Origin of the sequence: Facivitalis istanbulensis, assembly GCF_040560405.1 — a bacterium.
Taxonomy (GTDB): Bacteria; Pseudomonadota; Alphaproteobacteria; order Sphingomonadales; family Sphingomonadaceae; genus Sphingomonas; species Sphingomonas istanbulensis.
On sequence record NZ_JAVSCQ010000021.1, the window covers coordinates 26739 to 38492 of the forward strand.

At 63.5% G+C, this 11754-nt stretch carries 17 protein-coding genes; 3 read left to right on the forward strand and 14 right to left on the reverse strand.

Going from position 1 to position 11754, the window contains the following annotated elements:
- Positions 1-60: 60 nt before the first annotated feature.
- The 14 genes from RN629_RS12450 to RN629_RS12515 all read right to left on the reverse strand — a co-directional run bounded on the left by RN629_RS12450 (position 61) and on the right by RN629_RS12515 (position 8763).
- Positions 61-285, reverse strand: a complete 225-nt coding sequence (locus tag RN629_RS12450) for a hypothetical protein (RefSeq protein ID WP_081988734.1) — start codon at positions 283-285, stop codon at positions 61-63.
- A gap of 2 nt (positions 286-287) precedes the next feature.
- Positions 288-494 carry a PRTRC system protein C gene (locus RN629_RS12455; RefSeq protein ID WP_025546410.1) on the reverse strand — a complete coding sequence of 69 codons (207 nt, stop codon included), beginning with the start codon at positions 492-494 and terminating at the stop codon, positions 288-290.
- 44 nt (positions 495-538) lie between these two features.
- A complete protein-coding gene (locus RN629_RS12460; protein ID WP_281124169.1) occupies positions 539-964 on the reverse strand; it encodes a PRTRC system protein E in 426 nt (141 codons plus the stop codon).
- Between the two features lie 33 nt (positions 965-997).
- Positions 998-2635 (reverse strand): PRTRC system ParB family protein, encoded by a 1638-nt coding sequence (locus RN629_RS12465; protein WP_194917713.1) that lies wholly within the window; start codon positions 2633-2635, stop codon positions 998-1000.
- A gap of 123 nt (positions 2636-2758) precedes the next feature.
- A complete protein-coding gene (locus RN629_RS12470; protein WP_033965418.1) occupies positions 2759-3025 on the reverse strand; it encodes a hypothetical protein in 267 nt (88 codons plus the stop codon).
- Between the two features lie 59 nt (positions 3026-3084).
- Complete coding sequence (locus tag RN629_RS12475; RefSeq protein ID WP_281124170.1) at positions 3085-4278, reverse strand: DUF932 domain-containing protein; 1194 nt, start codon at positions 4276-4278, stop codon at positions 3085-3087.
- A gap of 90 nt (positions 4279-4368) precedes the next feature.
- Positions 4369-5373, reverse strand: coding sequence for a deazapurine DNA modification protein DpdA family protein (locus RN629_RS12480; RefSeq protein WP_281124171.1), 1005 nt, complete (start codon positions 5371-5373; stop codon positions 4369-4371).
- A 5-nt stretch (positions 5374-5378) separates the two neighbouring features.
- Entirely contained in the window at positions 5379-5852 is a 474-nt protein-coding gene (locus RN629_RS12485) for a hypothetical protein (RefSeq protein WP_281124172.1), read from the reverse strand.
- Between the two features lie 238 nt (positions 5853-6090).
- Positions 6091-6792 (reverse strand): hypothetical protein, encoded by a 702-nt coding sequence (locus RN629_RS12490; RefSeq protein WP_281124173.1) that lies wholly within the window; start codon positions 6790-6792, stop codon positions 6091-6093.
- A gap of 21 nt (positions 6793-6813) precedes the next feature.
- Positions 6814-7050, reverse strand: coding sequence for a hypothetical protein (locus RN629_RS12495; RefSeq protein WP_281124174.1), 237 nt, complete (start codon positions 7048-7050; stop codon positions 6814-6816).
- Position 7051: 1 nt separating this feature from the next.
- The gene (locus RN629_RS12500; RefSeq protein ID WP_281124175.1) at positions 7052-7513 is read right to left on the reverse strand and encodes a hypothetical protein; all 462 of its coding nucleotides are present in this window, start codon (positions 7511-7513) and stop codon (positions 7052-7054) included.
- 116 nt (positions 7514-7629) lie between these two features.
- Positions 7630-7797, reverse strand: a complete 168-nt coding sequence (locus RN629_RS12505) for a hypothetical protein (RefSeq protein ID WP_281124176.1) — start codon at positions 7795-7797, stop codon at positions 7630-7632.
- The gene (locus RN629_RS12510) at positions 7797-8300 is read right to left on the reverse strand and encodes a hypothetical protein (protein WP_281124177.1); all 504 of its coding nucleotides are present in this window, start codon (positions 8298-8300) and stop codon (positions 7797-7799) included. The genes RN629_RS12505 and RN629_RS12510 overlap by 1 nt, the downstream gene beginning before the upstream one ends.
- Complete coding sequence (locus RN629_RS12515; protein WP_281124179.1) at positions 8293-8763, reverse strand: hypothetical protein; 471 nt, start codon at positions 8761-8763, stop codon at positions 8293-8295. The genes RN629_RS12510 and RN629_RS12515 overlap by 8 nt, the downstream gene beginning before the upstream one ends.
- A gap of 175 nt (positions 8764-8938) precedes the next feature.
- Here RN629_RS12515 and RN629_RS12520 point away from each other — a divergent pair, with 175 nt between their 5' ends.
- The 3 genes from RN629_RS12520 to RN629_RS12530 all read left to right on the forward strand — a co-directional run bounded on the left by RN629_RS12520 (position 8939) and on the right by RN629_RS12530 (position 11703).
- Positions 8939-9670, forward strand: coding sequence for a MucR family transcriptional regulator (locus tag RN629_RS12520; RefSeq protein WP_281124180.1), 732 nt, complete (start codon positions 8939-8941; stop codon positions 9668-9670).
- Positions 9671-9810: 140 nt separating this feature from the next.
- Complete coding sequence (locus RN629_RS12525) at positions 9811-10173, forward strand: hypothetical protein (protein ID WP_281124182.1); 363 nt, start codon at positions 9811-9813, stop codon at positions 10171-10173.
- Between the two features lie 282 nt (positions 10174-10455).
- Positions 10456-11703, forward strand: a complete 1248-nt coding sequence (locus RN629_RS12530; protein ID WP_281124183.1) for a DUF6361 family protein — start codon at positions 10456-10458, stop codon at positions 11701-11703.
- The last annotated feature ends 51 nt before the right edge of the window (positions 11704-11754 follow it).

Below are 11754 nucleotides of genomic sequence, written 5' to 3' on the forward strand. Positions count from 1 at the left end.
AGCGGGGCATCGAAGATGGTTGGGATGTCGGTTGAGAGCGCGACGGTGCGTCCTGCAAGCTCAGCCCAAGGGCGGAAGGGGAAGACCTGCAGGGGGCTGGAGCGGCTCGCAGGCGTCGCCCTTGCCGTCGTGCGGGTCGTGGACGATCCGCGCGTGAAGGGCCTGGGCCTGCGGGGTGCAGGCAGGATAGGTGAAGCTGGTCGTGTCGCCATCGTCGGTCTCGATCCATTCGAGGAGCGTCTTGCGGATGGTGGGCGGGATGGCCTCGCCAGGCCTTCGGTACATGGTCAGCCCTTGGTCCCGACGGCGCGCCTGTATTCGATGACGTGAGCCGCGCCCGACACGCCGGCATCGACCGTCTCGGCGTTGAGGATCGCCGGGTAGAGCGTGGCATGATAGGCGCGGAGCGCAGTCGGGTCGTTTGCGAGATGCGGCGGGACCGGGAGGTCGATGCCGTCATAACGATACGCGCGGGTGAGGTGGTTGATCTGCATGGGTGCCTCCGGCTGATGATCATGGAGAAGGTCGTGGCGGTGCATCACCAGAGGCTGGCGGGCTCCTCGGCCGTGGCGTCGACGGGCGGACTGGCGGGAGCGTCGACCTTCGCGCCGGCGGTGGCGGGCTTCGGCGTCGGCGTTGCCGCCTTTGCCTTCGCGGCCTCGGCAGCCGCGGTGCGCGCGGCGTCGGCCGCCTGCCGCTGCTCGGCAAGTTGATCGGCGAGTGCCTTGCGGGCCGCGATGAGCTGGCCGAGCGCGCCGTCCTCGCCCTTGGCGAGTTCGGCGTCGATGTCCGCGGCGCTCGCCGTGAGCGAGATCGGGCGGGTTTCGCCGGATTCGAGCTTGTCGGCCGCGCCTTCATGCCTGCGGGGAATGACGGTCAGGGTGACGGTGTCGTCGGGGCCGGCGACGAGATCGAAGCCGAGCGAGTAGCGCGCGAGCAGCGGGAGCAGGGTCGTGATCAGCATGGACGCGTTTCCTTATTTGGAGCGTGCGGGAAATCAGGCGGCGAGTTCGGTGATCGGCGCTTGGGCGAGCGGTGCGGCGTTGACCGGGGGTGGCCCGTATTGGCCGTCGAGGGTCATCGCGCTGGGCAGGCGGCCGGCCCATTCAAAGCCAGTTCGATTGAGCATGCCGGCGACAACATCCGCCTTCTTGGAGCCCAGGAGCTTGGCGAACGCTTTCTCGCCCATGTGCGAGACTAGGCCGGTTTCCTGGGCGATGAACCTAAGTTCGTCTTTGGTGTACCGCTCCAGGAATGCCTTATCGACCTGCCAGACGTCGCGCAGATCGACGTCGAAAGCGCGGGCGAGATCGGCGACGTGCCCGAAGTTCAGCACATCCTTGGCATAGGCTGCGCCGATCGCGGAAAGCACGGTCGCGGCTTGGCCTTCAGGCAGCGTGCGGATCTCGGCAATCTTGGCGCTGTACGTAAGTTCCGGGAAGGACGCGCCGACGAGCAGGCCCGCGCGTCCCTTCAGGGTTTCGCCCTTGATCTGCGAGAGCGTCCCGGACATCGCTGCGACGAGGACGGCAATATGCGCCTGTGCGGCATTGGCCGCGAGCGCCCGGGCGAGCGCGGTTCGCCACGTCGCTTCGCGAAGATCGCTGGTACGGCTGGCTATGGACTTGACGGTGACGGTCGGCTTGTGCGCGGTCGAGACGCCGCTCACGGAAGGGGGCGGCGTCGGGGTCGCTTGTGCGGACACGTGCGCCCCGGTCGTGCCGGGAGACGGGGCTCGCGGGTTCTTGGAATCGGCCCCGCTCTCGTCGATGGCATCGTCCTGCTCGTCATCCTCCGCGTCTTCGTCAGCGTCTTCGTCAGCTCGTGGAGCTGCGGCCCTTGCCGCTTTTTCGGCCCGCTCCTGCTCCTCGAAGCGGATCGCTTCGGCGGTTTGCGTCTTCAAATCGAAGCATCCGGGATTGGTGCAATGCCCGTCATCGACATGAGTCTCGAACAGAGTCCGCTGGGCGGCCGAGTTGAACGGGCAGGTCGTGCACTCGGTCTTGTCGAAACAGGCGGCGCCGAGGTTCTGCGTGACGCGCATGAGGAGGTCACGCGTTTTGTTCACATCGAGGCCCGAGCCGAGGATCGTCTCGAGGGCCTTGTCCTGCTTGTCGGCGGGGATGGCGGCGAGCAGCTCGGCATGGCCGACCTTGATCCGGCGTTCGTCGAGCGCGAGCTTCACGGCGTCGGAAAGTTCGGCGAGCGCCAGACGACGATCAAGCTTGGCCCGGGACCATCCGAGACGCCGTGCCGCCTCGGCGCGATCGTTCTGGCAGGCCGCGAGGTAGCGGACGGCGGCATCGGCCTGCTCGGTTTCCGAAGGATCATCGCGGTCGTCATTTTCAGCGATCGCGGCGTCGAGGGCCTCCTGATCGGTCATCTCGCGAATGATGACGGGCACTTCAGCATCGGGGCCGTAGGCTTCGAGGCCGGCCCTGTAGCGGCGTTCGCCGGCGACGATGGCGTAGACCTCGCCCTTCGGACGCAGCAGGATAGGCTGCAACATTCCGCGGAGGCCGATCGAGGCTACAAGCTCGTCATGCTTTTTCCGATCGAAATAACGGCGGGGGTTATCCCCCTTCGTGATGAGGGAGAGCGGCAGCGTGGAGCGGGTTGAATCTGGTGTGTTCAAGGCTGATCTCCTCAGGGAATGTGGCAGGGCCGTGGCTCGGGTCGTGCGTCCTCATTTTGACGCGCCCGATCCCGCTCCCTCCCCCTCATCTTCATGGCGGTTTGTCGCCGACGCCCGCAGCGGTCAGACCGGTGTCGGTGCGCCGCCGGATGCGGGCGGCGGCCCGGGGTCATCTGAATCGGGCGACGTGATCTCGATCGTGCGGCTGAGATCGGGAACCCGTTCGTCATGGTAGACGCTATGGTCGGCCAGGCCTTCGGCGGCAGCCTGGGGATCCTGGCCTTCGGGAAGGTCGATGATGAAGGTCTCGACGGCGAAGCATTCGCCGTCGGAGAAGAATTGGACGCATATGCGGAACGCGCGCGTCGACGTCGCCGAAATCTCGGTCATGGCTGGGCCTCCAGATAGCAAAGGAAGAAAAGGTGCCGGGCACGCCGGCACCGCACGTTTCAATTGGCGCGTTCGAGCAGTTTCCGCGCCTTGCCCTCGAACTCTAGGCGATCGTTCTGATGCGTCTTTCCGCGCGCGACGGCGGTGATCCCCTGGACGAAGTCGTAGAGCGAGGCTGCCGGATGGCCTTCCTCGTCCAACACCGTCGCGATGATCTTCGCGGTGTCCGACTTGGAAAAGCCACGCTTGCGGAGGAACGCCTCGCGATCGTCATCCTTGCGGGCGACGATACGTTCCCGTGCCGCGCGGACGCCCTGCACGAAGGTCAACGGGGAGGAGTCCGCGAAAGTCTCGAGCGCCGGTGCTGCCTCATGGGCAAATCGATTGGCCGCGAATTTGGAATGGCGGATGGAGATTTCCTCGAAATTCTCGACGCCCCACAAGTTGCGGTTCATGCACACCGCGCGTAGGTAAAAGGTAGCCATTCCCAACGTCTTGGAGCCAACTTCTGAGTTCCAGCAATAAAAACCGCGAAAGTAGAGATCGGGATCGCCATTGGGGAGTTTGCCGGCCTCGATCGGATGCGTGTCGTCAACGAGGAAGAGGAAGACGTCGCGATCGGACGCATAGAGCGTCGTCGTCTCCAGGCTGACATCGACATAGGGATTGTAGCGCATGCTCGACCAGTCGAGAACGCCCGGCACTTTCCAGCGCGTGTCGGATACGCCGTCCCCGGCGATTTTCATGACGGCGCCAACAAGCTCATGATCCCAGATGCGGCCATAATCGGGGCCGGTCACGGCGCGTAGTTCGGTGCGCCCATCTTCGGTCTGAAGCATTTTCACCTGTTCACCGCGGTGGGAGAGCAGGCCATGCTGGAGATTGATGCCGGCGAGCGCCGCCGGGAGCGTCCGCAGATAGGATGCCGGCGCGCCGACGAGGCTCGAGAGCTGGCCGAAGGACCAGTTGGTGGGTGCCACCGGCCGGTCATCGCCGGGGACGATGAGCGAAAGCCGTTCGGGATCTTCGCTGCGCGCTTCGACGCGAACGGACTTGCTCTCGACCACACGCGTCGTGGCGCGTTCCGCGCGGGAACGGACGCTGTCGTACAGCTCGGTCAGCGACAGGAACTTCTCGTCGTCAGGCCGCGAGAACCATTCGGAAGACACGCGCCCGACATTGCGACCGCGAGAAATGTCGACATGGTAGGCGCCGCCGACGAGACGGCCGGCGGCAAGAGCGAGACTGGCCATTTGGGGTTCTCCTGATGGGGACGATGGAGCAGCGGCGACAGGGGTTTCACCCGACCCGCGCCACCACCCCGTTCCCTCCCTCCCCTTCGATCAGGCCTCGTCGGGCAGATTCGCTGCCCATTCGAGTATCCACGCTTCGGTGATTTGCTCGAAGCCGATTTCGCCTTGCTCAATGAGGTCGCGAATTTGCTGGCGTGCAGTGGCGAGGGCCTGTTCCCAGGGACTGGAATTTCGTGGTTGGCCGATTGGCAGATCGAGCGTCTGTTGAACTGCCCGAACGGGTTCGCGCAGGCGATCGAGCTGGCGGCCTGTCCAACGCGCCATATGATCGGCGACGAAGCAGTTGGTCTTCGATTGTCCGGACATGAGTGCGGATTGACGGGCCGCGACCCCATAGGCGGGGCTGTCGATGCTGGCGACGCGATCGCCGAAGGCAGCGAGCGATGGAAGCGCACTTCCCTTCACGCCGAAGAGATGAAGCTGCAATGTCTTTGGGAGGCGGCGATCCAGGAGTTCGATGACGGCGATCAACCCTTCGGGGCCGTGAAGATGGCGGCGGCACATCGAGCCGACGCCGAGAGGTTGGCCGAGTTGGATGAGGTCGGCGATCGCCTCGAAGGATCGGATATAGTCCTCTAGGAGACGACCCTGTACGACCGGCATGAAGCGGTGCGTGATGTCGGCGTCGCATGCGCGTATGTGACAGGCGCGATTGAGCTGGATCGTACGGGCGATCCGGTCGAGGACCTCGTCTCGATCATGCGCGACTGCTTGTTCGACGCACAGATCGAGGCTGGCGAAGCGCCGGAATGGATGGCTTGAGGCAAGCGCAATGTAATCGTCGATGGTCCAGGGGATGCCGCGTTCGCGAACCGCCAGCACGAAGCCGGCGCTGTCGAGATCGATCGATGCCAGGCCGTGTGCGTTGGCGAGTGATCCCAACCGCCATCCGCGCCACTCGCGGGTGCCGTTGCGCCGGTCCCAGCGCGAAAAGCTGTTCGCCGAGACCAGGACGGGCACCTGCATGGCTCGGGCGCGATCGAGCAGCGGACCTTCCGAGAGTCCGGGAAGTCCGACGATCACCTCGATGGCCATGAGGGTCAGACGTCGCGCGACATCGGGCGGCCGTCGTCGTCATAGCGATCGGGGTCAGCGCCCGGTATGTCCCAGCCGAACATTGAGCCGGCTAGCATGGCCGCGAGCTGGGCCGGCCTCGCCTCGAAGGTCGTGTTGATCAGATCGACGGTCATGCCATCGGGTAGCGGCCAATAACCGGTTTCGCCGCGTTTGATGACGATCGGTTCGCCCGTCTCAGGAAGATGGGTCGCGCACATCTCGGGCAAGCGGTCGAGTACGGCCAACCTGCGCGCGGCCGCGTCGAGCGTCGCCTTTTTGAGATCGCATAGCCAGGATGGCCCGAGATGGTTGCGGATCATCCTGAGCGAGCTGCCAAAGGGTTCGTAATCGTCACCGCCGTTCATCCATTTGATCGACAGCGTTTCCTTCCAGCGACGTCCGTGGCGCGCGCGGAAATCGACAAGGGCGCGCCACATGGCGTCGTCCGGTTCGGTCATGACGATGCTCCGATATAGGCGACATTGCCGAGACGGTCTGTCGCCTTGAAACGAATCGGCTCGGACATCATGGGCTCCCATGGCTGAATTCACCCCCATCGCCCTCCCCCTTGCTCCTCGGGCAATCGTGTGCGGCGGCCGGGATCGCGGGCCGTCAGAAAGGCGAATGTTGAAGGGGCTGCCGGCCGGACGGGACGGGATCGCTGCGTGAACGCTCCGTCGCGGCACAGCCGAGCGGTCACTGCTCCGCTGGCAGCCACTCGTAGAGAAGATGTCGATCGGGCTCGTGCTCATTCCCATTGGCGAACCGCACGAGCCGGCCATCACAAGCGAAGCCCGCGGCGCGCGGGAAGTCGAGATAGACATTGCCTTCGAAAATGAGATCGCCGGAGCGGACGGCTTTTACGGACCTGGTCGTCCCAAGGGCGCGGTGTCCGTCGGGTGCGGCGATGAGTTGCAGGCGGTCGCCGGGCTTGATCCGCCGTTTGAAGGCCGCGAGCGAAACCAGCGGCTCGACCTTATTGGCGTTGCCGCGTCTTGCGGCGAGTGCCGACCAATAGGTTTTGCCGATCTGCACTTCTGAATGGAACGCGCATTGCTGATAGTCCTGGTAGAAATTGGACCGAGTGAAGCCGAAACGCTCGATCTGGTCTCGCACCATAATAGTGAAGGCGCGGCGCTCAGATTCGTCAGTAAGGTCCGCGGGCGAATCGAGAAGCTCGACCGTTACCTTCCGACCGCCGGCATAGCGCTCGCCGCGGCTGGTGAATCGGGCATTCCCGATGAGGCTATGGAGGTGGTTTTCGATCCTGGCACAGAGCGCGGGAAGCGCTTCGCCGGGGCGATAGAGATCGCCATCATAATGGAAATTGCCCCGATCATCATGATCGGTCTGGCTGTAAAGGCGCGGCGGCGCGCTCGCCGGCTGGGCCTGCGTCATGAGCTTGTCCTTTCGAAGAGGTCAGGCGAGGAGCGCCGGATCGAGTCCATCGGTTTCGGAGCCGTCCGTGCTCCAGAGGATGCGATCAATCAGCGCGATGCCGGCGGTGATGACATCCGTTTCCGGCAGGATCATGTGGGACATGTCGCCGTCACGCCGGACAAGGCAGTGGTGGATACCAGTACTGACGTATCGCCCGATTGCTTCGGCCTCGGCGTCCCGTAGCGATCTGCCGGGACCGGCATGGATGAATGCCATGTCAGGCAGCCGTGGCGACCGGTTCCGGGTCGCCGACGATTTCGACATACGCGCGGCTATAGCCATGACGGCCGAGCCAGGCGGTGGCGGCTGCGTCGCCGGCTGCGACATGGAGCAACTCGCGGTGACCCTCCCATTCCTGAAGCACAAGCGCAGCGCCGGGTGGAGGTATTCGAACGATCTCGAATGTGCGGGCGTCACTGACCGAGAAGATCTTGTTGACCGAGAGGACGATGGTCTCGCCGCTCCCATAGTTACCGTCGTGCAGCGTGAAGGTCGCTGGGTAGGGATATTGACCGGTGCCAGCGGGCGATCGCTGGGTAAGCTGCCCTTTGCCGTTGCGCGTTTCCCACGCCTGAACCTTGCGCTTGAAGCGGTCCGGCGGCCGCGGTGTCCCGTCGGAATAGCGAATGATCGCGCCCAGCGGCGCTACGTCGAAGATCGATTGGGCGGTGGCGGTCATGCAAGATCTCCTCATGCTGAAGCGCCCGGCGTGGCCCCGGGCTTGGTTGGGGACAGGTGAAAGATGGCGCCGATGCTTCGGATCGGTGGAAGCCTGGTCGGCGCGAGCGGCACGTCTCAATTTGGCCGAGGCGTGACCTGGTCTTGCGCATCGTCGGCGCGCGACGCGACCCACGCCCAATAGCCGAGCCGTGTGTCGTCATTGGCGACCTCGGCCTTCCAGCCATCGACGGGATGATCGGGATGTTCGCCCCAGGGTCCATACAGCTGCAGGAGGCGATCCATCAGATGATCCCTCCCTCAAGGGCGCGACTGAGCGCCTCGTTGGTGCTTTCGATTTCGATGCGATCGGCAAAGATGGCGCACCATCCACCGCCAAATTCACCGACTCTCGGCCTGGAGCAGCTCACTGCCCATTCGAAGCCGATCGGTGCCTTCGTGAGGGTTTCGCGGCAGCACCGATAGATGAGTTGAGCTAAAGGATCCGGCTGGAAGTCGGTGTCGCTGGAGAAGCATATCGTGCAGACATCAGGCGCTTCGAGACTGTTACCACCCTCGAAGTCGACACCGAAGCTGGGAAAGTTCGGGTCGCTGAAAATCGCACGCAAGCCGCTCCAGCAATGGGCCGGATCGGTCGGTGGAAAGATGGCGAGGAATTCGGGCTTGGGATCTGACGGTTCGCAATCATCCATGAGATCGGCCGCGGCTTGAAATGCTTCCTCAATCAAAGCCATTTCGGCGTTGCTGCAGGTGAAGGCAAAGCTGCCCTGGATCCAGGTGTCAGCCATGATTGCCTCCGTCAGGCTGGCGGGCCTCGACGATGACGAGCGCCGGCACAGCGAGGTCAGCGGCCGCAAAATGCGTCTCGATGGAAGCGATCGAGCCCAGGCGGCGCACATCGTCGCGCGAGATCATGACCTCGTCGTCATCTGTGACGGCGAACGTCATCTCCTCTATGCCATTGAAGACGAGGCGTTCCGGTCCGAAGCTTCCGGCGCATCCGCCTGCCCAGCGAGCGAATATCAGCTGATTGTCGCGACAGAATTGTTCGATCGCCTCGAAGGTTCCCCAGGCCACTTCGTTGGCCATCAGGGAAAGGGGTTGATCGATCGGCAGTTCGGCGACGGTAAATTCAGAGCCTTGCCAGTCGGTCGAAGCGCCGTCGCTGATGATCGCCGCTTCGAAGTCGGCGAGCAAGGACCGCGGAAGCTGCCCGCCAAGCTTGATCGCTACGGAAACGCGGTCTGCCATGTACTCCTCCAGGGAAAGACGGTGGTGCGCGGATATCTCCGGGACTCACCATCCTCCCCACCCTTCCCTTTGACTTCACGATCGGGCCACGGCAGGATTTGTGTTTACGTCTTTGAAAATTGGCGCGGTTAGTGCGCTGTGCTGCGCATCTGTTCGCACAATGAAGGAGTATCCCATGGCCGAGGCCGAGACGCCCGATCTCACGACGCTGACAGTCCAGCTTTTGAGCGCTTATGTTTCGAACAATTTGGTGCCGAGCGCGGAGTTGGCCGGCCTTATTCAGTCGACGCGTACGGCGCTGTCGGGCGACGTCGCGGCCGTGGAACCTGCAGTGCCCGAATTTGCGCCGGCGACGACGGCTCGCAAGAGCCTCGCGTCTCGCGATCACATTCTCAGCATGATCGACGGCAAACCGTACAAGACCTTGAAACGCCATCTGTCGACGAACGGACTGACGCCTGCGGAGTATCGGGACCGGTACAAGTTGCCGAAGGATTATCCCATGGTCGCGCCAAGCTATTCAGAGCAGCGACGGGAGGTCGCGAAGCGATTGGGCCTTGGGCGCAAGCCAGCGGCGCCGGCAGTGGTAGTGAGCGAAAGCGAGGAAGCGCCGGCACCGGTGGAGACGGCGCAGAAGGCTCCGACCGTGAGGAAAGCGCGTGTCGCCAAAGCAAAGTCGGCCGTGCCAGCCAAGGATGTGGGACTGAAGGCGGGCCGCAAACCGAAAAAGTCGGCCGCGGCTGTACCAGCGGCTTCCGCTGCCGAGACCAATGAGGCCATCGTGAAGCCGACGCGGGATCGCAAGGCCAAGACAAAGTCCGCCCCGCAGGACGTGGCAGCTGAGCCTGCAACGAAGCCCCGTCGCGGCCGGAAGGCGGCGGTGGAAGCGGTGTCGGAAGCAAGCTGACCATGGTGGGCAGGATCCTGTTCCCGCCCATCGACCAGGCTTCAGCCTGATGGGGCGGGGTCAGCGGAACAGGTATCGGGGGAGTTGCGCGTCTCGTTGGTTGCTTGCGATGATGATGCCCCACCTTTAGCTGTCGGGATATGCAAGCACCGCGGAAGACACTGTCGATTCGGCGTCGTAGCGGCGACGGTTCCGCAGAATCCGATGCCCTGGCGCTGCTTTCGCAGGCGATCCGCAATCAGTTATGCATTCGTGCCACCTATAATCGCGGCATGGTCATTCTAGCGCCGCACATTCTCTACACACGTCACGATGCGCCCTTCGTGGATGCCGTCGTGATCGAACGGAACGGTGGAGCGCCTGAGGAGGCGAAACTGGCAAGTTTCAGGGTAGCTGGGCTCAAATCAATCGCGATGACGATTGAAGGCTTTGTGCCGTTTGCCGGTCTTGATCTAAGCGACGCGCGCTATGCTGAGCGCATCATGGCGCAACTGGAACCCTAGCGGTCTGGTGACGGCGTCGGACGTTTAGTAGGTAAGACCATATAGCCGAGACTGAGCGGAGCAGGATGCGACGCGCGGAGTGAAGCGACTGGCCGACTGGTTTCAGAGATAGCCGATATCGGGAGTCTCCTGCCTCATCGTCATCAATCCGTGCACACGGGTGGCATTGGGTTTGATGTTTTGCCGGTTTGCGCGGATCGGTCGATAACGGTGTTTCTTTGAGGTCGACCAGCGACGTGGAAGACGACATGGTGCAGGAGCGTGCGGAATCCGGGGATGTGATTGCGCAACGCCGTTGGGGGATGTTTGAATTTTCTCGGATGGGTCGATCACGACAGCGAACATGAACAGTCGGTCCTGCGTGCGCTCGGCGCCGCCAAGGGGCATGACGCGCGTGACGAATTGGGGCTGGGCACAATTCGCGACAGCTTCGCCGACCTGTTCTTTCCGGGGCTCAGCACCATCCAGGAACGGGTCCGCTATTTTCTGTTCGTTCAATGGTGCTGTGAGGTCGCGGCCCGGCAGGGTGATCCTCAGCGGATTATCGACGAGTTGCGCAGGACGGAAGTCCTTCTCATCCAGCGTCTTTCCGTGCTGGGGGCGGGCGAAGGTGTCATCGGTATTCAGAGCCAGGAAGATCTGGAACGGATGCCGAGCGAGATCTATTGGAACGGCCTTGCGGTGCTGGGCATGCGCCGTGCAGGCGGTAGCCGTCTGCGCTGGGCCCGGCAGATTGCCAGTTCTCGGGATCGCGTAAAACAGGCGGCACCGATCGAGGATGGCGGCGGCAGCGCTGTCGATATCGGTTTCGACATGGTGCGCCCGCCACCTCCGGCGGGGTTTCCGTCGATTGAGGGTTTGAATTTCGGCCTGGATACCGACGAGGCGGCATTCCTGCGCAACCGACTTCGCAATGCCTGTGTCGACCCAGTCGGGCGGGGTCATGAATATAATCTGTTCGGTCCCTTCAGCGCTTATCGGCGCAGGACATCGGCGAGCGATGCCTGGGACCATCCGCGGGTCTCGCGGCTCCGACCGGCGGCGCGCGATCTGCTGATGCTGGGTGCGGCGTTCTCGCGGCTGATGCACGGTGCGGTCATCCTCTACAATATCCGAGTGGCTGAGTTGATGTTGCCCGAGGGTGGCAGGCTCGATGTGCGCGACGCGCATGTCGCATCGTTCACCACATGGCGTGACCGTCTGTCGCCGGCCGATGTCGATCTCGTGATCAGACGGATCGGCGAGCTGCCGACGCTCGGTGCGATCACGCGCCACAGCGTGGACCCGCATGCCATCTTATTCGTCCGGCGTTGGGCAGAGCGATGCCTGGGGCCGGATACATTGCTCTCCGATCCCCGGGCGGCGGCGCTCGTGGGCGACAGAGAGGTGTTCCTCAAAGGCGCGTCGGGCACCTCCCGGATCACATCGCGCAAAGCCCGTGCCCGGTGGCGTGGTGAGTCGGGAAGCACGCTCGATTATCGCTGGCACGTGGCGCGGCGTTGCCTCAACGATCTGGCGGCCGCGCCTTGATGCTTGAGCCACAGAAGCGTCTGTCCATCTATGACATCGTGCGGCCACCCG

What these genes read in the sequence shown, in the direction of transcription:
- RN629_RS12525 (WP_281124182.1), top strand. Translation starts at nt 9,811, where the DNA reads ATGCAAGCACCGCGGAAGACACTGTCGATTCGGCGTCGTAGCGGCGAC.
- RN629_RS12450 (WP_081988734.1), bottom strand. Translation starts at nt 285, where the DNA reads ATGTACCGAAGGCCTGGCGAGGCCATCCCGCCCACCATCCGCAAGACG.
- RN629_RS12515 (WP_281124179.1), bottom strand. Translation starts at nt 8,763, where the DNA reads ATGGCAGACCGCGTTTCCGTAGCGATCAAGCTTGGCGGGCAGCTTCCG.
- RN629_RS12500 (WP_281124175.1), bottom strand. Translation starts at nt 7,513, where the DNA reads ATGACCGCCACCGCCCAATCGATCTTCGACGTAGCGCCGCTGGGCGCG.
- RN629_RS12490 (WP_281124173.1), bottom strand. Translation starts at nt 6,792, where the DNA reads ATGACGCAGGCCCAGCCGGCGAGCGCGCCGCCGCGCCTTTACAGCCAG.
- RN629_RS12455 (WP_025546410.1), bottom strand. Translation starts at nt 494, where the DNA reads ATGCAGATCAACCACCTCACCCGCGCGTATCGTTATGACGGCATCGAC.
- RN629_RS12475 (WP_281124170.1), bottom strand. Translation starts at nt 4,278, where the DNA reads ATGGCCAGTCTCGCTCTTGCCGCCGGCCGTCTCGTCGGCGGCGCCTAC.
- RN629_RS12460 (WP_281124169.1), bottom strand. Translation starts at nt 964, where the DNA reads ATGCTGATCACGACCCTGCTCCCGCTGCTCGCGCGCTACTCGCTCGGC.
- RN629_RS12510 (WP_281124177.1), bottom strand. Translation starts at nt 8,300, where the DNA reads ATGGCTGACACCTGGATCCAGGGCAGCTTTGCCTTCACCTGCAGCAAC.
- RN629_RS12520 (WP_281124180.1), top strand. Translation starts at nt 8,939, where the DNA reads ATGGCCGAGGCCGAGACGCCCGATCTCACGACGCTGACAGTCCAGCTT.
- RN629_RS12495 (WP_281124174.1), bottom strand. Translation starts at nt 7,050, where the DNA reads ATGGCATTCATCCATGCCGGTCCCGGCAGATCGCTACGGGACGCCGAG.
- RN629_RS12485 (WP_281124172.1), bottom strand. Translation starts at nt 5,852, where the DNA reads ATGACCGAACCGGACGACGCCATGTGGCGCGCCCTTGTCGATTTCCGC.
- RN629_RS12505 (WP_281124176.1), bottom strand. Translation starts at nt 7,797, where the DNA reads ATGGATCGCCTCCTGCAGCTGTATGGACCCTGGGGCGAACATCCCGAT.
- RN629_RS12480 (WP_281124171.1), bottom strand. Translation starts at nt 5,373, where the DNA reads ATGGCCATCGAGGTGATCGTCGGACTTCCCGGACTCTCGGAAGGTCCG.
- RN629_RS12470 (WP_033965418.1), bottom strand. Translation starts at nt 3,025, where the DNA reads ATGACCGAGATTTCGGCGACGTCGACGCGCGCGTTCCGCATATGCGTC.